The organism is Paenibacillus hunanensis (assembly GCF_034055775.1).
GTDB lineage: Bacteria > Bacillota > Bacilli > Paenibacillales > Paenibacillaceae > Saccharibacillus > Saccharibacillus hunanensis.
In genome coordinates, this window is record NZ_CP139194.1 from 3,750,463 (window position 1) to 3,776,183 (window position 25,721).

Here is a 25,721-nt window from a genome sequence, read left to right on the forward strand (position 1 = left end):
ACAAAAGAAAAACGACTATCTCCTTTATGATGGGATAGTCGTTTTTTGTATAGTTATTTATTAGTATGAAGCTAGATAGTAGGGCGGCGTATCGCTTATAATCCTCAGGCTTAAATAGATGCGGGTTGCTGAGAGTCCGTATTCGTCTCGCTCGACAGCTCTGGAGCAAGTGCAATATGTATCGTAATACGTCCATCCGGCTCATACTGCTCATAGTCAAACGTATAGGCACGACTCAGCTCGCCCTGCTCTTCCAGCTGCCAGATCTGCTTCCACTGCTGGATCACGCCTTGAGGGTCACTGGTTGCGGCTTCAAATACGCGATATTGTGCGGTAACGGGCAGCTCCAGTGCTGTAGCTCCATCGTAGCTTTCTGCTATAGCGGTAGTCAGGGAATAGTCACCCTTGTAATCGTTCTCATAATCGTGATACACACCATACAGTGTTACAGGTCTACCGTCCAGATGACTATAGGCTTGCTGCCATACCTCCTGGATCTTTTCCAGCATTTCGGTGTCTTTGAAGTTATTCGTGCGGATGGAGTGAATGGTGTACAGTTTCATAATGAAGCCTCCTTGTGAATGGGTAATGAGTGGTACACGATACTTGATATGAACTTCTTTGCATAGCGTTTCCTATTATCTTAGAACATTCGTTCTTTCATTTCAACTTTTATACAGTTGGTGGGGAAATGATGGGTGATGGTGCATCATTTGTGCTAGGGCATCTATCACTTTCGGTAAGGAATAAGGGAACGTCCTTCGGTGGAGCCGAGGAATCTACTGGATTAGGATAGAATGTAGATTCCTCGGCTCTAAAAAAGTAAGATATTTTGCTTAGCAAAAATCACTTCTTATTGAACCCCGTGTTAGAACATCGCTAACACTGCAAAGCGTCCTTTTCCCTTATTTCCTTCCCTCCGTTCCGTGCTGCTCGCAACAAAATAAGCAGCCAGGTGAGAGTAGCATGTTTTGTACGATCTTTATTATGATCAAATTAGAGTAGTGAGTTCTATAGTATACATTTAATTACACTGCGAAAAAGACAGCCTGCGTATAAAGCAGTAGCTGTCTTTTCGTGTCGTGCCTTTTTATGTCTAGTAGCTTGTTCATTTACTTCATAGATTCATAGATTCATAGATTCATAGATTCATAGATTCAAAATTATTATACCGACTACAGTTCATTAAGCCCTATTTATCTATACTTACAGCTCAATGCGAATCGTGGTTGAACCTTGCTCTGCGGTGATGAGGGTGCCTTGTTCGCTGGTCGTGGATGAGCCGCCTGTCGTTGAGGCTACGTTGGAAATGCCGCGCAGGACGATTGACCAGTTGGTGATGGAGCCAGTTGCTTTGAATTCGATGGTGTTGCCAGTACGTGCTGCGGTTACATTGCCAGCAGCTTCGCCGTTCATCGTTACGATCTGTGCGTTAGCCATTTGTCCATCTTCAAGCTCGAACAGATGGAGTTGAACGCCATCGGCATAGTTGTAGTCTGGCTTGCTATCCTCTGCGCCAAAGGCGATCAGGCTGCCTGGTTTGACGAGCAAAGGCAGGTTCATATAATCGAACGTTTCCTGCATCCAGCGTCCACCCTCTACGATGTCGCCAGTCAGCAGATTTGTCCATTTGCCTGCGGGTACATAGTAGGTTGCTTCACCTTGCTCATTGAAAATAGGAGCGACGAGCAAGGAATCTCCGAACATGTACTGGCGATCCAGTGTATGTGTTGCGAAATCATGATGGAAATCGAGCACCATGGGGCGCATCATCGGTACACCTGTTTGAGTAGCCGTTACAGCCGCATCGAACAGATAAGGCATCAACGAGCATTTTAGCTTGGTAAATTTGCGTAATACATCGACAGATTCTTCGTCAAATAACCAGGGTACACGGTACGATTCATTCCCATGCAGACGGCTATGGGAAGACAGCATACCGAACTGTACCCAGCGTTTGTATACCGATGGCGCAGCAGTCATTTCAAAGCCGGAAATATCATGGCTCCAGAAGCCAAAGCCTGACACGCCGAGCGACAGTCCACCACGAAGTGATTCTGCCATCGATTCAAATGTAGAGGAGCAATCACCGCCCCAGTGTACTGGGAACTGCTGTCCACCAACGGTTGCCGAGCGTGCAAACAATGCCGCCTCATTCACACCGAGCTGTTCTTCCAGCAGCTCGAAGACGACTTTGTTATACAGGAATGTGTAATAATTATGCATTTTTACCGGATCGGAGCCATCGTAGTAAACAACATCGGTTGGAATGCGTTCACCGAAGTCAGTTTTGAAGGAATCCACTCCCTGATCGATCAGCACTTTCAGCTTGGATTGATACCACTCTACGGCTGCTGGATTGGTAAAATCCACTAATGCCATTCCTGCCTGCCACATATCCCACTGCCACACGCTTCCATCTGCACGCTTCACCAGATAGCCATGCTCCATCCCTTCGTCGAACAGGTATGACTTCTCGGCGATATACGGATTGATCCAGGCGCAGATTTTCAGCCCTCTGTCTTTAAGCCGCTTGAGCATGCCTTCTGGATCGGGGAACATGCGCTCATCCCATTTAAAATCACACCACTGGTATTCACGCATCCAGAAGCAGTCAAAATGGAAAACCGACAATGGCAGATCTCGCTCCGCCATCCCATCTACAAAATGATTCACCGTCGCTTCGTCATAATCCGTCGTAAACGATGTGGTCAGCCATAATCCAAATGTCCATGCAGGTGGCAGGGCTGGCTTGCCTGTCAGCGTTGTGTAGTTATCCAGTACTTCCTTCGGATTACTACCGCCGATAATAAAGTATTCCAGTGTCTCGCCTTCTACGCTGAATTGCACTTTCGATACATTTTCCGAAGCGATCTCATACGATACACGCTCTGGATGATTGACGAATACTCCATATCCACGGCTGGACAGGTAAAACGGAATGTTTTTATACGCCTGCTCACTGCTTGTACCGCCATCCTCATTCCAGATGTCGACCGTCTGTCCATTTTTCACAAACGGGGTAAAGCGCTCGCCGAGTCCGTAAATATATTCGCCTACACCCAGCTCTAGCTGCTCACGGAAAAATACGCTATCCTCTGGCCCATTGATATAGCCTGGTCCACGATGCACACTGCCTGTCAGATGACGATCGCCATAATCAAAGCTAATGTTCCAGCCTTTATTTTTCTGTACGGTGGCTTTGATTTCACCGCTTTGTAGGGTCATATGCTGCTCGTTATCTTCCAGCTGAATATTCGTATCCAGCGATGCCAGCTCAAACTGTGGCGATTGGACAACACCGCCTTTATGATGATTCAGCGTAACTTTGATTACATTCGGTATAGGGGAGCTTAGTGTCGCCTTGAGCAGCGTACCATTCAGGGTATCGCCTTTACGCTCGATACGCTTGGTTGCGGCGTAAAGAGTCACTTCATCTCCTTTACGCACGATATCGCGAATATCCATAGGGTGCTGCATCGTATAGCCTTTTCGAGTCATCCAGTAGCCATCAGTAAATTTCATCGTTTTCGTCCTTTCTCACATTGCATTTGCTAGTCGATCGGGTGGTAATTTGTTTGTTTTATTCGTCTATGTGTATAATGATATTGATTAAGAAAGCGCTTTTCTTCTTTTATTTTGATGAAAAGTATTAAAATTTTGATCGTTGATGGTATGATGTGAGGTCGTTAGATCTGTTCGGAGATTAAGACTCAGAGCTGAGCTGAATGGCATGATGCGGAATCGTTTGATGGATGACAGATCATGCACAGGTATTCTAGGGCGAGCAGATAGTCATCGATCGATACTAGACGCATGGTGGATGATCAGGGGGAATGAATAATGCAAAGCTTTGAGCCATTACGTGAGCGGCTGCGTGAGGATCGGATTCATGGTAGTCTGATGTATCCGGTTAGCATTTATGAGATGGGTAATTTGCATGATGATATTATTTTGGAATGTCACTGGCATGAGGAGCCAGAATTTATTATCGTTACGGAGGGAAAGGCACTTTTTCAAGTAGGTGCTGTAAGCTGCGTGGTGAATGCCGGGGAAGCGATCTTCGTAAATAGTGGCGAGATTCATACAGCGTATCAGATTGATGATAGTGTGTGTAGCTTTGCGGCGATTGTATTTGGCATGTCGCTGCTCGATAGCAGCTCGTATGATACGATTCAGGCAAGTTATCTTGATCCACTGCTGTCACGCGATACCCATGCCCTGCTGCATATCGATGGCGTTGCATCCTGGCAGCAGGATATGCTGCGATTGCTCCAGCAGATTGTGCATGTGAATCTGAACAGACCTGTAGCCTATGAGTTAACGACGAAGGCGTACCTATGTCTGATCATTAGCATGATGTACGAGCATATGGATCATCAGCGCGAGCCTGCGCCTGCTATTGCGTATGATCGCATTGAGCGCTTGAAGACGGTGCTTGGTCATATTCATGAGCATTATGGACAGCCACTGCGATTAAGAGAGCTGGCAGAGCAGGTGAATATGAGTGAAGGCCACTTTTGCCGCTTTTTTAAAAGTATGACCCAGAAAAGTCCGATTGATTATATTAATCGCTATCGGACGCAGCAGGCATGTCGTTTGCTGAAAAGTAGTGATCGTAAAATTGTGGACATTTCGCTGGAGGTCGGGTTTGATAGCTTGAGCTATTTTATATCGGTGTTCAAGCAGCATCATGGGTGTACGCCTTCCCAGTATCGGAAGGAGCTGCATCGGTTGTATGCGGGAAGAACGACAGAGTTGATGGTGGATGCCGGGTTAAAATAACTGCTTTTATAATGCGCTGAGAGTAATAGGCTAAGGATAAGTGAACCTTCACCTCCATTCAGTATCGATCGTTTGTAGTTACCGTTCACATCAAACTAATGAGTAGTGCTCGATTGGATACACGAGGATACAACAAAAACAGGCAGACCTTCTACATAATGAATGTAGGAGATCTGCCTGTTTAGTTGAATTTATATTATTGTTCTACGATCTTCAATACTTACTTTCAAAGCTGTAGCTCAGCATAAGCATAGACCTGTATTTTATATTTGATCTTACCGTTAGACTGCTTGCCTTCGATCAACCTCGGTAGTCATTTTGTTCGTACAGCTGTGCATCGACATTGCTGATGAATGGTGTGACTGCGCCAACAGAGTAAGCATAGAGTAAGTGCATGGCGCGAGTGCAGGCGGTGTAGAATAGCTTGCGCTCGGCTTCACGATGGTATTGATCAGCGGATGCGTTGTACAGGATAACGGCGTCGAATTCGACGCCTTTTGCCAGGTAGGCTGGGATGATGATCGTTCCCTTTTCGAATACGGGCGTGTTCTTGGTCATTTTACGCATCGTGATCTGATCCTTGAGTGCTTCGTAGGCTTGTGTACACTCGCTTTCCGTTTTACAAATGATCGCGGTGTACTGATAACCTTGCTGCTGTAGCTCGTGGATATTACGCACGATCTCTTGATGCATATCCTCGCGATCGTCATACATGGCGACGACAGGCTTATGACCACGTCGATTGAATGGAATAATCTGCTCGCCGCCAGGTAGCATAGCTCGGGTGAAATCGACGATTTCATAGGTCGAACGATAGCTACGTGTGAGGCGAATAAGCTCCGTCTGCTCAAGTCCGTATAGCTCCATCAACGGCTCTTCTTCATCGAACACAGAATTATGGCTGTAGATCGCCTGATTCAGATCACCAAGTGCAGTCATACGTGCACGTGGAAACAGGCGCTTCATGAATTCAAGCTGAAATGGTGAGTAATCCTGCACCTCATCGACGATAATATGCTTGATCGCTGTGTTAGAGCGGAAGCCCTGTAGCTGTTCTTTTAAATACAGATAGGGCGTTGCATCCTCATAGCCGAGTTCGCCCTGACGTATGCGGTTAACCGTCTGTGGAGCGAATTCCTCCCAGCCGTCTGGCAGCGACCCATTATTAATGCGCTGGAACCATTCCGCATCTTCAAATAAACGACGATACAGTCCACCCAGATCGATAAAACGCAGACGCTTCACCCATTTACGCAGCGGCTTGAGCCAGTTGTTCACTACCATCCGTGCTGCCATTTCCGTTTCTAATTGGAAATCGTCAAAGGAGACGCTCTTGTTCTTCTGCTTGCGCCGCATCATCGTATACGCGCGATGATAGTCGTCCGTTGTGAGCATTTGAATCTGCTCCTCTACCCACGGCTCCTTGCGCTCACGACGTCCAAACTCATTCACTTCCTTGAGCAGCCAATCGCGCATTAGCTCCATCCGATTCCCCAGCTTCACAGCCGGATCGTAGCTATAGAACTTCTCCTGCATTTGCTGAGACGATACGATCTCATGTCCTTGAAAACGAATCGGTCTGAACTTCATTCCATCCTGTAGCAGCAATTCAGCATAACGTCGAATGGCACGGAAGTAATCCAGTGACGACTTGTAGCGAATCCCTTTTACACGCGCTGGATGCCCATCATCGTCTGACCAGGCAAGCAGGTATTCCATCTGTGAAAATACGTCCTCCAGATCGAATTCACGCCCGATTCGTATTTCCAAATACGCTTGAAAGGTCGTTTGCAGCATATTCTCTTCGCCCAGCTCTGGCAAAACGGTCGACACATAGCTGTTAAACATTGAGTTGGGTGAAAAGAGCACCATCTGATCAGCACGCAGGCTATCCCGATAGCGATATAACAAATACGCAACACGTTGCAGCGCAGCGGACGTTTTACCACTTCCAGCCGCTCCCTGCACGATTAGCATTCGACTCTTATCGTTACGAATGACGTTATTTTGTTCCTTTTGAATGGTGGCGACGATATTTTTCATTTGGTTATCTGCGCTGTGACTCAGCACTTGCTGTAACAGCTCATCACCAATCGTCACACCTGTATCAAACAGTACGTTGATCTCCGCATCCCGAATAACAAATTGTCGCTTCAGCTCCATCTCGCCTTCAATGCTACCTACCGGTGTGCGATACGTAGCATGCCCGGGTGCACCATCGTAATACAAGCTCGATACAGGCGCACGCCAGTCATAGATCAAGAAATCTTCTTCGTTATCATCTAAAAATGAACCGATTCCTAGATAAATACGCTCAGTCTGCTCCTGTCCCTGCTCTCGAAAATCAATCCGTCCAAAATAAGGAGAGCTGGACAAGCGACGCAGCTTATCGAGCGTAAGGCTAGAACGACGGTGACTCAGCTCCAGCTCGGACAGAACCTGAGATTGCTGACGCAAGCTAGTCGATGTCTCACCTACATCATCCTGCTCACTAAAGTTAATCGAAACCTCGTCCCAGAAGTCCTTCCGCATGCCGACTACATCGCCGCGGCTCTCGCCTACCTCCTGTTCCAGTACGGACATTTTGCGATTGATTTTGGCAGTCACGTCATCTACACGCTGCTGCTCTATTTTCCAATCCTGCTCCTCCGTTGCCATACTGCCATCCCCTCCTAAATTATCTATTGACAAATCTCTATCCTATATGTTATGATTCATGAGTATATAAATGAACCGAACTGTTCTGCTTTTAGGCAGAGCATTTTTTATTTTACGACTTTTTTTTCATATTTGCAAATAACAAAGCCGCACGACGGAGATTTCACTTCTGTCATGCGGCTTTTTCAATATTATCGGGTCAAAATGATCGGCTCACCCTTGGTAATAATCAGGGTATGCTCATATTGTGCAACATAGCTACCATCATCGGTTTTGAGTGTCCAGCCATCACCGGATTCGTATACTTCCTCGGCTTTGGTCGAAACGAAGGGTTCAAAGGCGATCACGCTGCCTTCCTTCCATAGATCATTATCCGTTGGATCATAATAGCTCAAAATATATTCTGGATCATCGTGCAGCGATTTGCCGATACCATGACCGGTCAGGTTCGTAATCACGGTAAAACCGAGCTTACGCGCGGTATTGTGGCTTGCTTTACCTGCATTGCTGCGTTTGGAGCCTGCTTTGATCTTTTTCATCGCTGCATCAAATGCTTGAATCGAGGCATCGCAGAGTGCTTCCAGCTTCGGATCACCTTTACCAGCGACAAACGATACGCCTGTATCTGCAAAATAACCATCAAGCGAAGCCGATACGTCAACATTCACCAGATCGCCCTCTTGAATCACACGATCGCCAGGAATGCCGTGCGCTACCTCTTCATTGATGCTAATACAGGTATAGCCTGGGAAGTCATAGGTTGATTTGGGTGCAGAGATTGCACCGTATTGTTCAAACAATTCACCAGCACGGCGATCCAGATCGATCGTACGCACGCCGGGCTGTGCCATATTTTTGAGTTCGTCGCGAATGATCGCAACGACTTTGCCAATTTTCTTTAATCCTTCAATATCTTGTTCTGTTTTTGCAATCATAAGTAATCTCCTTTTCCGTCAACATCATATTCTACTATACTCTATTATAGAGGGTTTTGCACGGGGGATGGGTATAAGTTATATGTTGAGTCATATAAAAAGGAGCCGCTAATCAGATGAATGTATCTGATTGGCGGCTCCTTTTTCATAACGTTCAACTTGCTTGCTATACTTTGTGTAATGCTACCTCAGTAGTATCCTATCGTACCGCTTCCAAACATATCGCTGTGGAATCGATACCTTACATAAGAAATATCATATCGCTTGAATACCTCTCAAGTGGATGCTGTAGCATTATTGTTTTGTGATACCCTGTACATGCACCGATGCGTCCGTAAAAGAGACTAGACTTAATCTCTTATCAGGCAACCATGCTGCGACAGGCTTCTGCACAGTGACGGCATGCTTCAGCACAGCGTTGGCAGTGATCGTGCTGGTGTTTGCCGCATTCCTGGGCGCAGTCTTCGCAGATTTGGGCGCACAGTTCGCAGATTTGCTTCATATACGGGCTATTGGAGCTCATTGCCTTGATCGCAAGCTGGCATATATCTGCGCATTCACGGTCGAGTCGGATGCATTCGCGCATCATATCGACATGCTCTTCGCCCAGACAGGATACGTAGCAGTTATTACAGGCCACCACACATTCCATACAAGCTTCGATGCAGCGTTGTCTTTCCTCGGTTGATATCATCGCTTGTCCCTCCTGTTGTTTTCTCATTGGCCATCATCATAAATTTAACCATAATGGCAAAAAGATAACGGTAGGGGCAACTATTCAATCCATGTTTTTAATGATACGGTCGATCATTTTTGCTGTGAATTCGCGTTCCTCCGAGGTAAAGCCTTTGAAAATTTCTTCAATCGTCTGGTACGCTTTGGCAGCCAGATCGTCCAGAATACTGCGACAATAATCTGTCAGATAGATCAGATTAGTACGACGATCGTCTGGATGGGGGACGCGAATGACCATTCCCCGACGAATCATATTGTCAATCAGCCTGGATACGCTCGGCTGATCCTTGCGTGATAGGCGAGCTAGACGATTTTGCGTCTGGCCATCGCGTTTCCACAAATAGGAAACGAGTATCCATTGCTCATAAGTTACTGGATAACCGGCATCGCGAAACTGCTGATTAAGGCGATTACTTGCAAGGCGTGAAGCAATTGTGAGTTTGTAACCGATAGACTTTTCCAATTCGTATGGGATCCCATTGATCATTCCCGTCGATCTCCTTTAAACCGAATACTTAATTTTTAGTTTTAATTTTAAATGTAAAATAGTAGATGAGCCTGGCCCGAGATATCACTTCCAGGGCCAGGTTGGAAAGCTCCTTCTGGAGCGCTTGGAGCGCGCTTCTGCATCGGATTGCAACTCATCATGAAGCTTCTGAGCAGAATCATCATCTTTGGAATGATCCTTATCACGTCCAGAAGAGCCATTCACATGATCAACCAGTCGATTCAATCGTTCAAGCTGGTAACCATAATCATACATGACTGCGGCTACGATCGACAAACGCAGCACACCGCCAAAGTTTTGCTGATACCGCTCGATCATCGTATCCAAAAATTTGTCATTGGCAGCGTCCACTTCTGTCGCCTCGCTACCGTTATTTTTAATTTTGTTATCGGATTTGAGCAGGATGTGCTCATGGAATTTGATCAGCTTTTCCAAATGGGAGTCGAAATATTCGTCAATCTCGGGGCTTCGCTCTGCCTGAAAATAATGCTGTTCAATTGCCGTCAGCACGTCCATTCCTTTTCGCAGCGTTGTGACCATCTGCTTGTTCACAACCAGGTGGCGCTGCGTTGTCATTGATGGACGATTCAACTTACCAAGCTCTTCCTCCATCAGATTGTACTTATCGGACAACGATTGAATCGAGCCTTCCAGTGCGCGCTTTTCATCACGAAATACAGCTTCCTTAATCTCATCGGATACCGCTGTACGTAGCAGTAGCGACATTTTTGAAAATGTACCTTCAATCTGTGACTTAAATTGCTCTAATGGCTTGGGCGGCGCAACCAGCACGTTAATCAGAAATGCAGACACAATCCCGATAATACTGAGCGTAAATCGATTCAACGCAAACTGCCATTGTCCCATACCCGATACTTCCATCACCGAAATAACGGTGACGAGCGTCAATCCGATCGTATCGCCCATATTCAAGCGTAGACAGATCATAATGACGACAATACACATCAAACCAACCGCAATCGGATCGTTAGAAAATACCATCCCGCCCAGTAAAGCAAGAATAGCGCCCAGTGTATTGGTCTGAATCTGATCTAGAAAATAGCGAAACGAGCGATAAATCGAAGGCTGCATCGCAAAAATGGCAGCAATCGCTGCAATCACAGGTGGTTTTAAATCGAGCCAGGAGCTTACATATAGGGCAAGCGTGACCGCGATACCGGTCTTCAGCATGCGGGCTCCGAAGTTCACGGGTGTTCCTCCTTTAGAACCGAGTAGTAGATCATAAGCTGTGTTGGCAGTCTATACCTGTGCACGTCATCGTGGCGAGCATAGGACAGACTGCATTTCTTTCATACGGAAAATGCAATCATCATATCGTATTGAAAGAAATAGCAGTATACATTAATACCCTTGTTTGGCTGACTGGTTGCAGGAAGAATTATTTTTTACCGCGTAGCCGTTGAAGTAATGGCTTGCGGTATTTGAGCATCACCCATTTAATCACCACATAAATCAAGACGGCAAAAACAATACTGTTCACAGCCGCACCAGTTGCAAAGTACACACCTGCATCTCGCAAATGATGAGACGCATGGAGGGGCTGCATATAATCCTCCGGCCAATCTGGCATTCTAATATGAAGCATTCGAGACGGCCAGCGTGCCGAATGAAACAAGCTGATGAGCAGATGACCTGTATGATAATTCAGGAAAAAGGTGAGCGGCCAGACGAACGAATCCAGCGAAGCAGCAAAGATCGCTGCCGGTAATGCACCTTTAAATAAACGATTAAGTCCAAGTGATAATAGCGGCCCGACTCCAAGCAGTGGATACCAGCTTGGAATAAGTCCTACTGCAAATCCGATTGCGACCTGATGCGCGCCCTTCCGCAATCGAAGCAGCCGAATGGTATTAAGCTTCAAGTAGCGTCCAATCCGTAGTTTTCTCATTGCTTATCTCCCATGCGGCGCCAGGATCATGGATATTCATTATTGTAACCATTTCTGTTACGCTTGGAAAGTTTCAGTTTGGTCATTATTATCCGTTGTTTCCGTGGCATCTAGTGTGGTTTAACCTCCGCTGTCCAGTGTCAGCAATCAGCAGGGGCAGAATTTAAACATACCACAAAATAACCAAAAACACAGCTTCATCTAACACAAAAAGCACCGCATACTTTATATAACGTACGCGGTGCATATATGTTGAATAGGTAAAACGTGTAGGATGAGAATTTTATCATACCTTCATGATTATAGCGGCTTATTACTCTGTGCTACTACGCTTCGCAAAACTTCATCCAGACGATCAGGATAGTCCGTGATAATGCCAGCACAGCCCATATCGATCAGCTGCTGCATCCGCTCGGGATCGTTAATTGTAAATGGATTGCTCATAATACCAGCCGCATTCGCATGACGGACAATAAAGGACTCCATCGTCAGATGATATGGATGTAAGGCTTCTGCACCGATATTGCGTGCATAATTCCACGGATCGACCAGATTCTCTACGTACAAAATACCCGTACGAATTTCGGGCGCGATTCGCTTACAGTTAACAAGGGAATAGTGGTTAAAGCTGGAAATGATCGTACGCTCCTCTAATCCGCGCGCACGAACAGCCTCAATCACCTTTTCCTCCATACCGGTATACGGCTCGATATTATTTTTAAGCTCCAGATTTAAGGTCAGTTCTGTCGATGCTGCCCAGTCTAACAGCTCATCCAGTGTAGGAATAGGCTCACCCGCAAATTCCTGGCTATACCAGCTTCCTGCATCCAGACGACGAATCTCGTCACTATGTAGCTGACTGATCTCTCCGTGCTGTCCCGTTGTACGTTGTACACTCTCATCATGAATAAGTACCAGCGCGCCATCTTTACTCATCTGCACATCCGTTTCGATACCTGTAGCTCCTAATTCTAGCCCACGACGAAAGGCAACCATTGTATTTTCAGGACAATGACCTGATGCGCCTCGGTGCGCATAGTTAATAACGGAATTCATCAGGTGATTCCTCCTTTGATGTATGCTGCTCTGGAGTAGCGAGCTTTTAAGTGAGAAAAGCATGCTGTGTTCCATTGTTTATTATGCTTGGCGAGTGTTTGGGCAATATCAAAAGCGACAGATTGCGTATGAATTTTTGAACATTATAGTCGATTAGCATGTGAAATCATCCACATTTCTAATACGTGACATATTTCTAATACGCGATCCTCCACTACGTGATTTTTCAATATCTTTACTTAGCCAGTGCATGGTTTGCCAGCGTTTGAGTCTGGGTTAGCATGGTAGCGATATCCATACCATAGTGGTTGCCTAGCAGGATCACCATCACATCGTCGTCTAGATTATAGGTAAAGCCTGTAGAATAACCGGTACCGCTGCCGTTGTGGTAGATGGTACGCTTGCCATCAATGTTTTTGATTAAAAAGGCGTAGCCGTAGGGCTTCAGGTTAGAGTACGGTGTGAACATACGGTCTACGCTAGCTTGACTGAGGATCGTATGGTTTGCAAAAGCTTTGTACCATTTCATCATGTCATCCAGACTGGAATAAAATGTACCTGTACCGGATTGAGACCAGTAGTAATCGCCTTCGATCCAATCTCCTGTTTTTTTATCTTTGACAAAGCCAGCAATCGTTTGGGTCTCCTTTGTTGCTTCTCCAGTATGGTTCATCTGTAGCGGTTCAAGGAATGTATGCTGGATGTATTGACCGTAAGTCTCACCAGAAACGAGCTGTACGATATAGGCGAGTAGTACGTAGCCTTGATTGCTATAGTTAAACGTGGTGCCCGGTTCAAAGCGCAGTGGCTTGGTCTTGATTTCATTTACCGTATCTTCCAGTGTGGTGCCTTCACCGCGCGTAAAATTAGAGTTAAAGCCTGCGGTATGAGATAGTAGCATATGCACCGTAATCTCATCGCCACGCGGAAAATCCGGTATGTATTTGGTTAGCTTATCATCCAGACTTACCTTTCCATCCTCGATCAGCTTCATGACAGCGGCAGCGGTAAAAGATTTGCTTAACGAAGCGATACGTGAAATGCCATCCGGGCTTGTAACTTTATCTGTACCGGATAGACCATAGCCTTTTTTCAATACAACCTTACCCTTCGATTCGACCAGTGCCAGACCAGAATAGCCTTGCTTTTGCAAATACGTATCTACACTTTGCGCAGCATCGGTCATCACTGTGGCTGCATCTGGTGTTAGATTGATGGTGGCATGCTCTGGTGTGGAATTCAGGGTGAGTCCAGCTTTGAATGCATCTGCTAGGAAACGTGCTGGCACCATCATCGTGCCGTTTACATTGCGCGATGCTTCAGGCATCTGGAGTGTGAATCCATCCAATGTGATTGTAGATGTGCCCGGTACATGCGCGATTCGGTCACCATGATTGTACATCACCACAGAGCGTGTAGCCGTATCCCAGGTTGCCTGTGCACCTAGCTCGCGTGCTGCCTCACGAAGTGGAACCATCGTTGTTCCTTTCATCACAAATGGAGCGGTAGACCAGTTCACTTCTTTGCCTGCAATAGTAATTACAGCTGGTTTCTCATTATTAGCGGCGTGTGCTTGTGGATTAACATAAGGAGCAATTCCAAGTGATAGGGTAAGCGCGGTTACGGCGGCTAGCTTGACTGGGAGTGCGAGCTTAGCGGTGAAGCTTCTGAATGTCATGTCGTTGTTGTCCTCCTGATTCGGTATGTAATAACTTGTATTTTCGTTCATCCAATTGTAAAGTTGTACGTTATCACAGAGTAAAAGTTGTGCTTTTCAAGCGAATACTATAGCTGTCCTTCCATAGCAAAATCCCTGCATTTCAGCAATGAACGCAGGGATAGAAGTATAGCAAGCGTATTTGATTACAACCATACACGATATAGATAGCTACAGCGGATATAGACACAATGGATCCTATTGATCATTTGCCTATGCTGGGGAGCTGCTTCACTTGAACACCTTCATTTAAAAGCAATGATACACATACAGCTTCCCTTCCATGCTACGCTGCTCTGGGTCATAGACCTGCGCATCGAGCAGCTGCTCCACAGTTAGAGTGAGAATGAACTTCTGTAGCTCACGCTGGCTTTCAAATTGTAAACGGAGGCGTTGCTGTTGTTCGTCCGTTAGTTCGATATCCCATGTCGTTTGTTGCTGGCTCATCGCTTCTCCTCCTTCATGTGCTAGCTAAAATTATATACCCTCGGTAAAATGACGACGTTGCCGAGGCTGGTCGAACTTATTCGCATTGTACTGTGTCGAACGCTGGCGAGGAATAGACAGACTGTCCCAGCTCGTGGATTTCAACATTTTGGCAGCGTACACGATCTGTCCTACATGATAAGGATAATGGCCTAATTGACGATTGATCGCCTCCAGCACGGTATGCCCTTCATTACGAATATAGATGATAGTCATCAGCTGCTCTGGCTGTAACTGCTGCAACGCATCAAGCAGACAGCGCCAGCCTTCTTCCCAGTATTGCCATACCTGAGCCGGGTCCGCCTCTGCCCATTCGAATTCCTCATCACGCAGACGCCAGGGCTTCTCTCCATCGCTGGTGAGCAATTCTGTCCAGCGGGACAGCATATTGCCCCATAAATGCTTCACAATGACGGCGATACTGTTACTGTCTTCATTGGGAGCGACAAACAGCTGCTCTGGCTCCAGCTGACGCATCGCCTTCTCGCCTAATTCCTTATAATGGGTAAACTGACGAATCGCACTCTCAAGCATATTGGACTCTACACTCATCTCCTCGCCTCCTGGTTTAATTTTAATATATAGCTGATACCCTCTGCAAAGCTTATGTTCTTAACAACTACACTCTTCCCATGTCTGACTAACACGGCAAAAAGGACAGCCTCACTCATCGAAGCTGTCCTTTTACCATTCCAACGACCGATATCGATCGAGCGAATAATCATTCTTTTACAGGTACACTCATACGATACGTTGCAAAGCCATCTGGCTCCAGCTGCACAAAAGCAAGCTCTGGATGCTGATTCAGCCACTCCTGAGCATCCGGTGAGGATTGAAATACAGCATGTACTGACGTAATCGACTGATCTCCACCATAACAGAGCGACCAGTTATGATCAGCGACAGGTGCGATATGCCCATGCTGACGTACATAATCGATTAAGACCTCACGATTTTCAACACCTGCGTCGACAATCACACGCTGTCCATCTGGATTGGCAAGCGGTGTAGAGAACGCACGATATTGATTCGTTGCGACTGCAAATTCCATCGACGCTGTCACGGGCTCTCCCTTATATGTCATACCGATAATCCGGCGAGAATCCGCATGGAGTAGCTCGCCCTCTGCACTATAACGCGGCGGTACACTGACATCGATTCGATACGACAATCCATCCATCACATCGAAGTTAAATGGCGAGAATGCCGCGTCTAGCAAAGATTGTTGCTCCTCATCAGCTAGCAGTGTATTGTATAAGCCTGCCGACCATTCCAACCATTCACGTACTTCATCACCATCAAGCCGTACGATGCAAAATGTATTTGCATAGCTGTAAATGTCTGACATATGCTGCAACGTCAACCCACCCGGAACAATTGCTGTATAATGTAGCGGCCCATAGCGCCCTCCTGTCTTGAATGGCGCCGCAGCTGATAATAATGGTAATGCTGAATAGGGCGTTTGCTCCAATAAACGAGCCCCTGCATAGCGCTGTGCTTCATTAATAAGCTGCACTATGGGGGTATCCGTCACCAGTGAAAAGTAGCTATGTAGCGGCACATCCAGCTGTCCTACTGGCGTATGAATATAGTCCAGCGTTTTCCTGTGTGCCTCAGCAGCAGCTTGCTCTAATGCAGCGATCGGCTCAACCAGTGCACGATTGGATACAGGATCAAATATAGGGCGTACCGTACCGCGTCCGGTAACGACTGACCAACCCTCTGTTGTTTGCTCTAACTCCAGATCAATCAGACCAAGATGACTCCCCCATACACCGGGCTCAGCCGCAGGAATACCATGAATCGTGCCCCGCTCCAAATCGACACCCGGTCGTCCAGCAAATTCTTCGCCTGGGAATAGCTTATGCGCATGTCCAAAAAACAGGGCATCTACACCTTCTAAACGGCTTAGCGGCAACACCGCGTTTTCACTAATCGTTGGTGTATCCTCTTCTGCATAGCCGCAATGCGCCAGTAGTATAACGATGTCTGCACCTGCCTGACGCGCTTCATTGACCGCTTGCTTTGCTGCGATGACCATATCGAGCGCTTCAATATGACCTTCTAGATGCTTGCGATCCCAGTTCATAATTTGCGGTGGTACTACACCTACTACACCTACACATAGCTCAGCAGCAGCTCCATCCGCATCGTATAGCTTGCGATGCAGCAAAATATACGGTGCCAGCAGTGGATGATATCGCCCTTCCTTCACTTCATATACATTGGCATTGGTATATGGAAAATCAGCACCTGCTATACATTGCTCCAGATACGCTAGCCCATAATTGAACTCATGATTGCCGAGTGTAGCTGCATCATAATCGAGCATATTCATCAGACTGATCAATGGATGCACACCCTCGCCGGTCTGTTCATTGTGCCAGTAGCGATGCTCAGCAGCATAGTCACCTAATGGATTGCCCTGTAAAATATCACCGTTATCAAACAGCATATGATTCGGCGCCTCACTGCGCGCCTGCTCGATCAACGCGGCTGTTCGCGACAGCCCCATATGCATCGTATCCTGATCGCGATAATAATCGTATCCCGTCAAGCTCACGTGCAGATCGGTAGTCGCCATCAAGCGCAAGGAAAAATGTCGTTTGGATGCAGGTGTGAACGTTGCGGCTTCACTCCCGGATCGATATTCGGCTGACCTGTATATAAAAGAAGCTGGTTTCATCTGGATCGTTCCTCTCTATTTGAATCAAACGACATCACTTTATCATATGAATATTATTACATTGTAAACGAAGCGATTTACATTACGAAAAGCGTTTACGTTTTTATTACATAATTCATCTTTTGTTTTGACCCTTCCTTTTTCGAACGCTGGTAGAATACGATTTGTGAACCTTGCCAGTTTCCAGCTTCACTGTATTTTATCGCCAATCCTTATTACTATATTCCAGCTATCGGATCGGTAATAGGGCAGCATAGGGTCTGGTCGCTGAATCTGTTCATAGGCGTTACATAAGCTTATATTCTATGACATCCTAGGGGGAAATAACGTTGTTTAAAAAAGTATTAGCAATTGGTATGACTCTGGCTTTCGCCGTTGGCTTGACCGCTTGTGGCGGCAATCCTTCCACATCTGCAAGCTCCGGTACAGCAGCGAGCACGGCATATGTACCTACTGAACTCAAGGTGCAATTTGTACCTTCGCAAAATGCAGAAACACTTGAAGCAAAAGCAAAGCCACTAGAGAAGCTGCTGGGCGACAAGCTGGGCATTCCAGTAAGTGTGTCCGTATCTCCAGACTATAACACAATCGTTGAAGCGATGGCTTCCCGTCAGGTAGATGTAGGCTTCCTGCCTCCAAACGCATATGTACTTGCTCACGACAACCGTAAAGCGGCTGATCTGCTGCTGCAAGCACAGCGCTATGGTGTGAACGACGAGACAGGTCAACCAACAACAGAAAAAGTGAACTACTACAAGTCCATGATTATCGTTAAAAAGGATTCCCCGATCAAATCATTGACTGACCTGAAGGGTAAAAAGATCGGCTGGCAGGATGTAACCTCTTCCGCTGGTTATGTGTTCCCGGCTGCTGAGCTGAAAAAAGCTGGCATTGACCCGGATACAGACGTTCAAGGCGTAACGATCAAAGGTCATGATGCAGCTGTTATGGCACTGCTGAATGGTCAAGTTGATGCTGTAGCTGTATTCCAGGATGCACGCAACACAGTGAAAAAAGATGTACCAACCGTATTTGACCAGACTCGTGTGATTCACTTCACGGCTCCAATTCCAAACGATACGATCAGCGTACGCTCGGATATGGATCAGACCTGGAGAGACAAAATTAGCCAGGCGTTCATTGATATCGGTAATGATCCAGAAGGACAAAAAATTATCGAAGACATTTATACTCACGTAGGCTATGAAAAAGGCGATGACAAAAACTTCGATCCAGTACGCGAATATGCAAAAGAAGTCGGTCAGGCTCAATAATTCCAGCCTCTTATAGCGGTATACAATATAGCGATATCCATGACATCACATGATCCATGATTAAGGCAGCACCGTCCTTCTTTTGCGGGCGGTGCTGCCTGTTCGCTTCTATGCATGTATCGCTGAATACAATGATTCTAGCGCTGAATCCATCCACTCGTTTGTATGTATCTTTGTTTGAAAGCGAACAAGCTACGATCAGCTTGCTTAAATAACCTACCTAACAACCTACCTCCTGTCAGAATGGCTGAGCTACAGACAGGCACGATTTTATACAGAAAGTTGGGCTTTATGATGATTGAATTTCAAAATGTATCGAAAGTATATCCCAATGGAACACGTGGTCTGAACAATATTAATCTAACGATTGGTGAGGGCGAGCTTGTCGTTATTGTTGGACTTTCCGGTGCAGGTAAATCCACATTACTCCGCTCGATTAACCGTCTAAACGATATTAGTGAAGGCAATATTATGATCAATGGACAGTCCATTACGAACGCATCGGGTGCAGGCTTGAGACACATTCGCCGCGGCATCGGGATGATCTTCCAAAACTTTAATCTAGTTAAGCGTTCAACTGTATTACGCAATGTATTGTCTGGCCGTGTCGGTCATCATTCGACGCTACGTACGATGCTTGGTATGTTTCCAGCAGAGGATACCCAACTGGCCATGGATGCGCTGGAACGTGTCAATATCCGCGATAAAGCGTATAGCCGTGCAGATCAGCTATCCGGTGGACAACAGCAGCGTGTATCGATTGCGAGAGCACTGGCTCAAGAGCCACAAATCATTTTAGCTGACGAACCGGTAGCATCACTTGATCCGTTGACGACTCGTCAGGTTATGGACGATCTACGCCGAATTAACCGCGATCTGAAAATTACAACGATCATCAATCTGCACTTTATCGATCTGGCTCGCGAATATGCGACACGTATTATCGGTCTACGCGCAGGTGAGATTGTATTCGACGGTACGCCCGAGGAAGCGACCGACGAAGCATTTGCTCATATTTATGGACGCTCTATTCATCGTGATGAGGTGCTGGGTGCAAGCTCGCCTGCTGAAGAGATCGTCACGCTGGATGGCAAACCGGTCACAGCATCAGTTGGTGAATCCTCATGAGTGCCAATACCAATCAAGCATCGCCTGTGATCGCTGCACCGCCGCGTTATAAACGCTATGCAACTTGGGCGTTGTTTCTCGCTCTGATCATCGTTTGCTCGATTCAAACGGAGGTTACTCCATATCAGCTCATACGCGGATTGCCACAAATGGGCTATCTATTAGGTGAAATGGTGCCTCCGGACTGGAGCTATTTACCGAAAATCTGGGAACCGATGGTCGAAACGATTCAAATTGCGCTGGTCGGTACGATGCTCGGTGGACTGCTGGCTATTCCATTTGCCTTACTATGTGCCTACAATGTAACGTCCAATCGCTGGGTGGCGATGCCGGTTCGCTTAGTACTTAACCTGGTACGAACTATTCCAGATTTGCTATTTGCCGCTATTTTCGTTGCGGTGTTTGGTATTGGGCCATTTGCTGGTATGCTGGCGATTCTATTCTTCTCCTTCGGTCTGATCGCTAAGCTTACATTTGAAGCGATTGAGTCGATTGATCCAGGCCCACTGGAGGCCATGACTGCTGTTGGTGCCAACAAGCTACAGCTGATCGTGTTTGCTGTATTGCCACAGGCGATGCCTTATTATATGTCGTACTTGCTGTATGCGTTTGAGGTCAATGTGCGTGCAGCCTCGGTGCTCGGACTTGTAGGCGCAGGTGGAATTGGCTTGCTGCTGGATCGCTCGCTCGGTCTGTTCCGTTATGATCGCGCGGCTATTATTATTTTACTGACGCTGGCTGTAGTGCTTGTGATTGATTATGCCAGTACGGTTGTACGGAGGAAGCTGCTATGAATTCAATCTCTGCTAGAAGACCGCTATGGCATCGCATTCGTCCGTGGGTGTGGATTGCTGTATTGATCGCTGTATATTTGTGGGCATTTAACGGACTGAACTTTGAGGGTGTTCAATCGACAGCCAAGTCGGTATCCTTATCGATCCTGGATGGCTTTATGCATCCGGATTGGGATTATGTATATGATCCAGAGGGTGAGGATCTACTGCGTGGCTTGCTGGAGACGCTGACTATCTCTATTCTCGGTACATTTGTATCGGCATTTCTATGTATTCCATTTGCCTTCTGGGCAGCTGCCAATATGAGTAAGCTACGCGCAATTTCGGGTACAGGTAAAGTCGTGCTGAGTGTGATTCGTGTATTTCCAGAAATGATCGTAGCCATTCTGTTCATCAAAGCAGTTGGCCCTGGCTCCTTTGCCGGAGTGCTGGCGCTAGGTGTACACTCAGTCGGTATGCTTGCCAAGCTATATGCCGAATCAATCGAAAGTATCGATCAGGGACCATCGGAAGCACTAACCGCTGCTGGCGCAAGTAAGCTACAGGTGCTATGGTTCGCTGTACTGCCGCAGGTCATTCCGCAGTTCTTCTCGTATGCTCTGTATCGGTTTGAGATCAATATGCGTTCTGCCACTACGCTCGGTCTGGTTGGCGCAGGCGGTATCGGTACACCGCTACTATTCGCCCTCACGTCACGTAACTGGAACCGTGTCGGCGTAATTTTACTCGGGATTATTATTCTGGTTATTTTGACTGACCTGATCTCCGGCTGGATTCGGAAGAAGATTGTGTGATCGTTCCCGATGGGTAGTTTAACCAAGTGTATACATGCTTAATCGAAATGAGAAAAAGCGCTCTGTTTAGCTAGAGCGCTTTTTTTTGTTTTATGATCGGTATTTATGATTATTATTTATCATTGTATTGTATAAGCTTTGTCCAACTTCATCTCGATTTACTCGCCCTGATGATTACAAATGAAGGCTTCCGTAGCTCATTCACCAGCTGCGGCATTTTCTCCAGTCCTTCCTCTGTCGGCTCTGGCTCCAGTACAGCATCGATCCTTAGTCCGCTCCCAATCACTCCATTGATCAGTGTAGAGATACGGCGATGATATGTAATTACGTCGTCGACTACCCAGTGAGAGCATCTGATTCCCTCCTGACTGTAATTGTCGACTGCATAATAAAGCCGTTCTTCTTCATCCTCGATCCAGCCTTCCTTATCCAACTTAGCGGTCACAATCGGATGCTCGGTTGAAAAGACCAGCTGACCACCGTCCTTGAGCCAGTCGGCGATCTTCTGCATCATCGCCTCATAATGCTCGACATAATGCAGTGCAAGCGAGCTGACGACCAGATCGAATGAATTTCCCGGGAAATCAAGTTCCTCCATTGGCGATTGAATATATTCAATCTGCGGGTGCTGCGGTGCCAGACTAAGCATACGAGTGGAAATATCAGTGCCAATCACCTGTGCTGCGCCCTGCTCTAGCATATAAGCAGCCAGTTGACCTGAACCACAGCCTAGATCAAGCACTCTTTTGCCTTCCAGTGATGGCAATACAGAACGAAAGGCAGGCTGTTCTACAAAATCATTAAAAGTAATCTTCGATTCACGCAAACGGGTATAATATTCGAAAAACTCTGGATTATCGTACAGATTTTGTTTCATGTCTGTCGCATCCTTTCTTGTCTTATTCCACGATAGTCGAATAGATCAGCTCAAGCAATATCCAGCACTTTCCAGACGTGAAGATAGCGATACAGGTTGCAGAAATGAACGGATTATTACATAGCAGCCCCGATGTACCTAGCTGCTCCATGATATGCTTCCCTCTATCACTGCGTTTTATTCCTATCCACAGCTATTCATACACTTTTCTTATTGCTGCATGTAGCCGTAGCACGACTACAGTACAGTGTTGATTCAGCCTGTGGACGGATGCACAGGCGAATGAACTTTGATATGTTGGAGTTAACTAAAAGCTCGAACCGGAGTGATAGCGTATGAGAAGACTCATTTTGCAAATAATCGTTATAGCCATTATCTCGTTCATTGCTGTGACCTTTGTATATCGGAGTAGCATTCAGGTTACAGAGGGCACCTACCAGATCATCGGTGTTAACGATAAAGGCATCGTGATCCAGCTCGGTAATAAGGAGCAGACCTTACGCACAACCGACGATATTGTGCAGCTGGTGAAGCTGGATCAGTATTACGATATTCGTTTTGAAAAAGCTCCATTACAGCAGCCAGAGCTTGATTATATTCGTCTTGGCACAGCAAATAGCCACAAGTCGTAACTATTCACGACTTGTGGCTATTTGCATGTACTGATAGATCAGCTTGGCTTCCTTAGGTTCAGAGAAACCTATGTCCAAACCTGATCGAGCTTGTCCGCGTAAAAACGCATGGCCTTGTTGTATTGCGTGATCCCGGCATCTGCGCTTGTAGCTGCCAGCTGCTCAAGTAGCAGCCCCACTGCCTCATGAGATCGCCCCAGATTATACAGCGTCATCGCATAAAACACCTGCAATTCTCTGCGCTCGGGATATTCAGCGATAGCTGTCTGTAACAAGCGCTCCGAATCTTCATATCTACCGAGTGTACGATACGTGCTACCCAAACCGAGCAATGCATCCGGTCGATCCTCACCACGTAATCCATGCGCTAGTGCTTGCTCATAATAAGGTACAGCTTCGCGTTCCAGTCCAAGATGATCACATGTCCAGGCAAGCTGGTACAGCACATCTGGCTGAGTAGGATGAAGCTGTATCAGCTGCTCCAGCAGTTCTTTTGCCTGTGTTGCCTGTCCATTACTACGCAGATCGGCTGCATATTGAATCGATTGCTCAAGTGTCATATTCATTAGATCACTCCTTCGTTTGCGTTGAAAACCCGTATGTTCAATGCTCAACAATATATGTATCCTTTCTATTCTAGCACAGCATAAAAAGACAGTGCACCTGAGATGCACTGTCTGCGTTATTATGGAGCAGTTACTAAACGAAGCACATCCTTGATCTGCATCGTATTCGCAATCGCTCCGCTGGCAAGCCAGTAGTTATTTTCGACCTTGTATGCATGACCCTTCTGTACAGCAGGTAATGACTTCCAGATCGAGCTGGACTGAATCGTCTGCTCATTGCTTACCGCATCATCGCCTTGAATCGTATAGAAAATGTAATCGGCGTTTAGCTGTGATAAGCCTTCTAATGATAAGGTGGCAAACTTGTCCCAGGATTTCTCTTTGACCAGCGGGTCTGGTGTTAAGCCCAGATCATGATACAACGTAACTCCGCTAAAGTAGATACCCTCCATCAGATTAATTTCCTTCGGCTTGATGCGGATAATGGCAAATGTTTTACCCATTGTGATCGGCTCAAGCTGTTGGCGTGCTTGCTTTACCAGTCCATCATAATCGCTAATCGCTTTTTTGGCTTCGGTCTCTTTACCTGTGAGCTGACCCAGCACTTGAACCGTTCCTTTCCAATCTCCAGCTGCGTCTGGAAATACATAGGTCGGCGCAATACTCGAAAATTGCTCATATGCACCATTCGCTGCCATTTCCGAGCTATAGAGCACGATCAGATCAGGCTGAGCGGCAAGCACCTGCTCGTAATTGTTACCACCAGAAAAATCGATTTTCGGTACATCTGCAAGCTGCGGCTCCAAATATTGCTGCACGAGTGGGCCATATGACCATTTCATTACAGGCTTAATCCCTAGCGTCAGCAGCGCATCCTCCATATAAGGTGCATAAATGCGCTTCGGCTGCTGCTCCAAAGTGATTTTGCCAGATGCATGCTCGACCGTCATGGGATAGGTAGCAGAGGAGTCTTTTGCTTCATTGGCAGATTGGGTCTGTCCTGCTGTTTGCTCATTAGAGCTGGAGGCAGCTCCATTTGATCCACTATTGGCTCCACCACATGCGGTAACAAGCAACAATATGGTAAAAATAATCGCGATCATGCCAGATATTCGTTTCACGTTCATAATACCCCTTTTCAATGATAATAATTCTCATTCATTAAGGCGTGTAGGCGAACTTCTATGGATGGGAGCACTTCACCGCGAGAAGGAAATTAGCGGGTGATATGATCTTGGAGCACGAGTATCTACTATGAACTCCTACTCCTATGAATCCCTACTCCGTAAATTCATATCCAAATACAAGACCAGAGTCCCTCTCCTTATTCCTTGTCGCAGTGGTATGTACCTCAGCCAAAAATGTTTGCGTACACGCCTTAGTTATCTAGTTGTTTATAATATCGCAACTTGTATATCTTCTATACAAGAGCGCAAAGCCCAAAACAAAAACTATCATCTTCGTTACGCTATACCAAACTCTATACAAAGCTTAAACTGGCTGATCCAAATCAAGCCAAAACTCAATCGGCTTCATCGAAGCAAAATCCATACTCTGATAAGGCTTCTTATTAAATTCAATTTGAAAATACTCCTCCAGGTGGGTACCATAGGCAATGACATCGGTCTGATATACAGACAGTACTGGATTGCCAGCTTCACAAGGCTCCATCGGCATATAACGATGCATGTATATAGGGATGAGTTGTGGCACATTAGCATAGTGCTGTATAGCGATTTCCTGAGCTGCCTTGTTATCTTCTGGACGTTCACCCCAGGCAGGATACCAGAATTGATTATGCTGAATATCAAATAAAATGCCTTGCAGTGGCTTATTTAAATACTGCTGCATAGAGGCTATACCGTGCTTAGATAAGTCACGCCATTTTGGACATCCTGTTCCTATGGGCACCATATGGGATAACATCTCGCGCAGATCGGGAGGAAAGCGTAGACTGTAGGTCTGTTCGATTTGTTCGAACTCTTCAGCAGTCAATCCACGATCAAATGATAACCTATTCAATTTTAACAACCGCTTCATTTCAGAAATATTCAACATTCCTATGCGCTCCTTACAATTATGAATATGTAGTAGAGCATGTACAGAACGACATATCAGCGAATCCTTTTTGAATAAAGTGAAAAATTATCGGTACTTCGACTTGGCTACTTGTGATGAACA

The 25,721-nt window shown here is 46.3% G+C and carries 23 protein-coding genes; 6 read left to right on the forward strand and 17 right to left on the reverse strand.

Annotation, left to right across the window (positions count from 1 at the left end; translation table 11 throughout):
• Positions 1-110: 110 nt before the first annotated feature.
• On the reverse strand, positions 111-563 hold the full coding sequence (locus SK066_RS15205) for a GyrI-like domain-containing protein (protein ID WP_320542121.1): 453 nt from the start codon (positions 561-563) through the stop codon (positions 111-113).
• A gap of 643 nt (positions 564-1,206) precedes the next feature.
• Positions 1,207-3,525, reverse strand: coding sequence for an alpha-xylosidase (gene yicI / locus SK066_RS15210; protein ID WP_320542122.1), 2,319 nt, complete (start codon positions 3,523-3,525; stop codon positions 1,207-1,209).
• Between the two features lie 318 nt (positions 3,526-3,843).
• Here yicI and SK066_RS15215 point away from each other — a divergent pair, with 318 nt between their 5' ends.
• Positions 3,844-4,785 (forward strand): helix-turn-helix transcriptional regulator, encoded by a 942-nt coding sequence (locus tag SK066_RS15215; RefSeq protein WP_320542123.1) that lies wholly within the window; start codon positions 3,844-3,846, stop codon positions 4,783-4,785.
• 300 nt (positions 4,786-5,085) lie between these two features.
• Here the strand turns inward: SK066_RS15215 and helD are convergent, their stop codons facing one another.
• From helD to SK066_RS15270, 11 genes are all read right to left on the reverse strand, one after another.
• Entirely contained in the window at positions 5,086-7,443 is a 2,358-nt protein-coding gene (helD, locus tag SK066_RS15220; protein WP_320542124.1) for an RNA polymerase recycling motor HelD, read from the reverse strand.
• Between the two features lie 191 nt (positions 7,444-7,634).
• Positions 7,635-8,378, reverse strand: a complete 744-nt coding sequence (map, locus tag SK066_RS15225) for a type I methionyl aminopeptidase (protein WP_188776541.1) — start codon at positions 8,376-8,378, stop codon at positions 7,635-7,637.
• A 361-nt stretch (positions 8,379-8,739) separates the two neighbouring features.
• On the reverse strand, positions 8,740-9,072 hold the full coding sequence (locus SK066_RS15230) for a four-helix bundle copper-binding protein (RefSeq protein ID WP_188776540.1): 333 nt from the start codon (positions 9,070-9,072) through the stop codon (positions 8,740-8,742).
• Positions 9,073-9,156: 84 nt separating this feature from the next.
• Positions 9,157-9,600: a MarR family winged helix-turn-helix transcriptional regulator gene (locus tag SK066_RS15235; RefSeq protein WP_188776539.1), complete on the reverse strand. Its 444-nt coding sequence runs from the start codon at positions 9,598-9,600 to the stop codon at positions 9,157-9,159.
• 84 nt (positions 9,601-9,684) lie between these two features.
• Positions 9,685-10,830, reverse strand: coding sequence for an FUSC family protein (locus SK066_RS15240; RefSeq protein WP_320542125.1), 1,146 nt, complete (start codon positions 10,828-10,830; stop codon positions 9,685-9,687).
• A gap of 190 nt (positions 10,831-11,020) precedes the next feature.
• Positions 11,021-11,530: a DUF2062 domain-containing protein gene (locus SK066_RS15245; protein WP_320542126.1), complete on the reverse strand. Its 510-nt coding sequence runs from the start codon at positions 11,528-11,530 to the stop codon at positions 11,021-11,023.
• 300 nt (positions 11,531-11,830) lie between these two features.
• On the reverse strand, positions 11,831-12,586 hold the full coding sequence (locus SK066_RS15250; protein WP_320542127.1) for a glycerophosphodiester phosphodiesterase: 756 nt from the start codon (positions 12,584-12,586) through the stop codon (positions 11,831-11,833).
• Between the two features lie 235 nt (positions 12,587-12,821).
• The gene (locus SK066_RS15255) at positions 12,822-14,264 is read right to left on the reverse strand and encodes a serine hydrolase domain-containing protein (RefSeq protein ID WP_320542128.1); all 1,443 of its coding nucleotides are present in this window, start codon (positions 14,262-14,264) and stop codon (positions 12,822-12,824) included.
• A gap of 288 nt (positions 14,265-14,552) precedes the next feature.
• Entirely contained in the window at positions 14,553-14,750 is a 198-nt protein-coding gene (locus SK066_RS15260; RefSeq protein WP_188776534.1) for a hypothetical protein, read from the reverse strand.
• Between the two features lie 30 nt (positions 14,751-14,780).
• Positions 14,781-15,341: a DUF1572 family protein gene (locus SK066_RS15265; RefSeq protein WP_320542129.1), complete on the reverse strand. Its 561-nt coding sequence runs from the start codon at positions 15,339-15,341 to the stop codon at positions 14,781-14,783.
• Between the two features lie 169 nt (positions 15,342-15,510).
• Positions 15,511-17,475, reverse strand: a complete 1,965-nt coding sequence (locus tag SK066_RS15270) for a bifunctional 2',3'-cyclic-nucleotide 2'-phosphodiesterase/3'-nucleotidase (protein WP_320542130.1) — start codon at positions 17,473-17,475, stop codon at positions 15,511-15,513.
• 329 nt (positions 17,476-17,804) lie between these two features.
• Here SK066_RS15270 and SK066_RS15275 point away from each other — a divergent pair, with 329 nt between their 5' ends.
• From SK066_RS15275 to phnE (SK066_RS15290), 4 genes are all read left to right on the forward strand, one after another.
• The gene (locus tag SK066_RS15275) at positions 17,805-18,749 is read left to right on the forward strand and encodes a phosphate/phosphite/phosphonate ABC transporter substrate-binding protein (RefSeq protein ID WP_188776531.1); all 945 of its coding nucleotides are present in this window, start codon (positions 17,805-17,807) and stop codon (positions 18,747-18,749) included.
• Positions 18,750-19,043: 294 nt separating this feature from the next.
• Positions 19,044-19,877 carry a phosphonate ABC transporter ATP-binding protein gene (phnC, locus tag SK066_RS15280; RefSeq protein WP_320544895.1) on the forward strand — a complete coding sequence of 278 codons (834 nt, stop codon included), beginning with the start codon at positions 19,044-19,046 and terminating at the stop codon, positions 19,875-19,877.
• A complete protein-coding gene (gene phnE, locus SK066_RS15285) occupies positions 19,874-20,671 on the forward strand; it encodes a phosphonate ABC transporter, permease protein PhnE (protein WP_320542131.1) in 798 nt (265 codons plus the stop codon). The genes phnC and phnE (SK066_RS15285) overlap by 4 nt, the downstream gene beginning before the upstream one ends.
• On the forward strand, positions 20,668-21,465 hold the full coding sequence (gene phnE, locus SK066_RS15290) for a phosphonate ABC transporter, permease protein PhnE (RefSeq protein WP_250345444.1): 798 nt from the start codon (positions 20,668-20,670) through the stop codon (positions 21,463-21,465). Before phnE (SK066_RS15285) ends, phnE (SK066_RS15290) begins: the two co-directional genes overlap by 4 nt.
• A 148-nt stretch (positions 21,466-21,613) precedes the next feature.
• Here phnE (SK066_RS15290) and SK066_RS15295 read toward each other — a convergent pair whose 3' ends face one another.
• A complete protein-coding gene (locus SK066_RS15295) occupies positions 21,614-22,342 on the reverse strand; it encodes a class I SAM-dependent methyltransferase (RefSeq protein WP_320542132.1) in 729 nt (242 codons plus the stop codon).
• A 335-nt stretch (positions 22,343-22,677) separates the two neighbouring features.
• Between SK066_RS15295 and SK066_RS15300 the strand changes: the two genes are divergently transcribed.
• Positions 22,678-22,974, forward strand: coding sequence for a hypothetical protein (locus SK066_RS15300; RefSeq protein ID WP_320542133.1), 297 nt, complete (start codon positions 22,678-22,680; stop codon positions 22,972-22,974).
• A 68-nt stretch (positions 22,975-23,042) separates the two neighbouring features.
• Here the strand turns inward: SK066_RS15300 and SK066_RS15305 are convergent, their stop codons facing one another.
• From SK066_RS15305 to SK066_RS15315, 3 genes are all read right to left on the reverse strand, one after another.
• Entirely contained in the window at positions 23,043-23,540 is a 498-nt protein-coding gene (locus SK066_RS15305) for a tetratricopeptide repeat protein (RefSeq protein ID WP_320542134.1), read from the reverse strand.
• A gap of 119 nt (positions 23,541-23,659) precedes the next feature.
• On the reverse strand, positions 23,660-24,661 hold the full coding sequence (locus tag SK066_RS15310; RefSeq protein WP_320542135.1) for an ABC transporter substrate-binding protein: 1,002 nt from the start codon (positions 24,659-24,661) through the stop codon (positions 23,660-23,662).
• 370 nt (positions 24,662-25,031) lie between these two features.
• Positions 25,032-25,598, reverse strand: coding sequence for an SMI1/KNR4 family protein (locus tag SK066_RS15315; RefSeq protein ID WP_320542136.1), 567 nt, complete (start codon positions 25,596-25,598; stop codon positions 25,032-25,034).
• Positions 25,599-25,721: the final 123 nt, after the last annotated feature.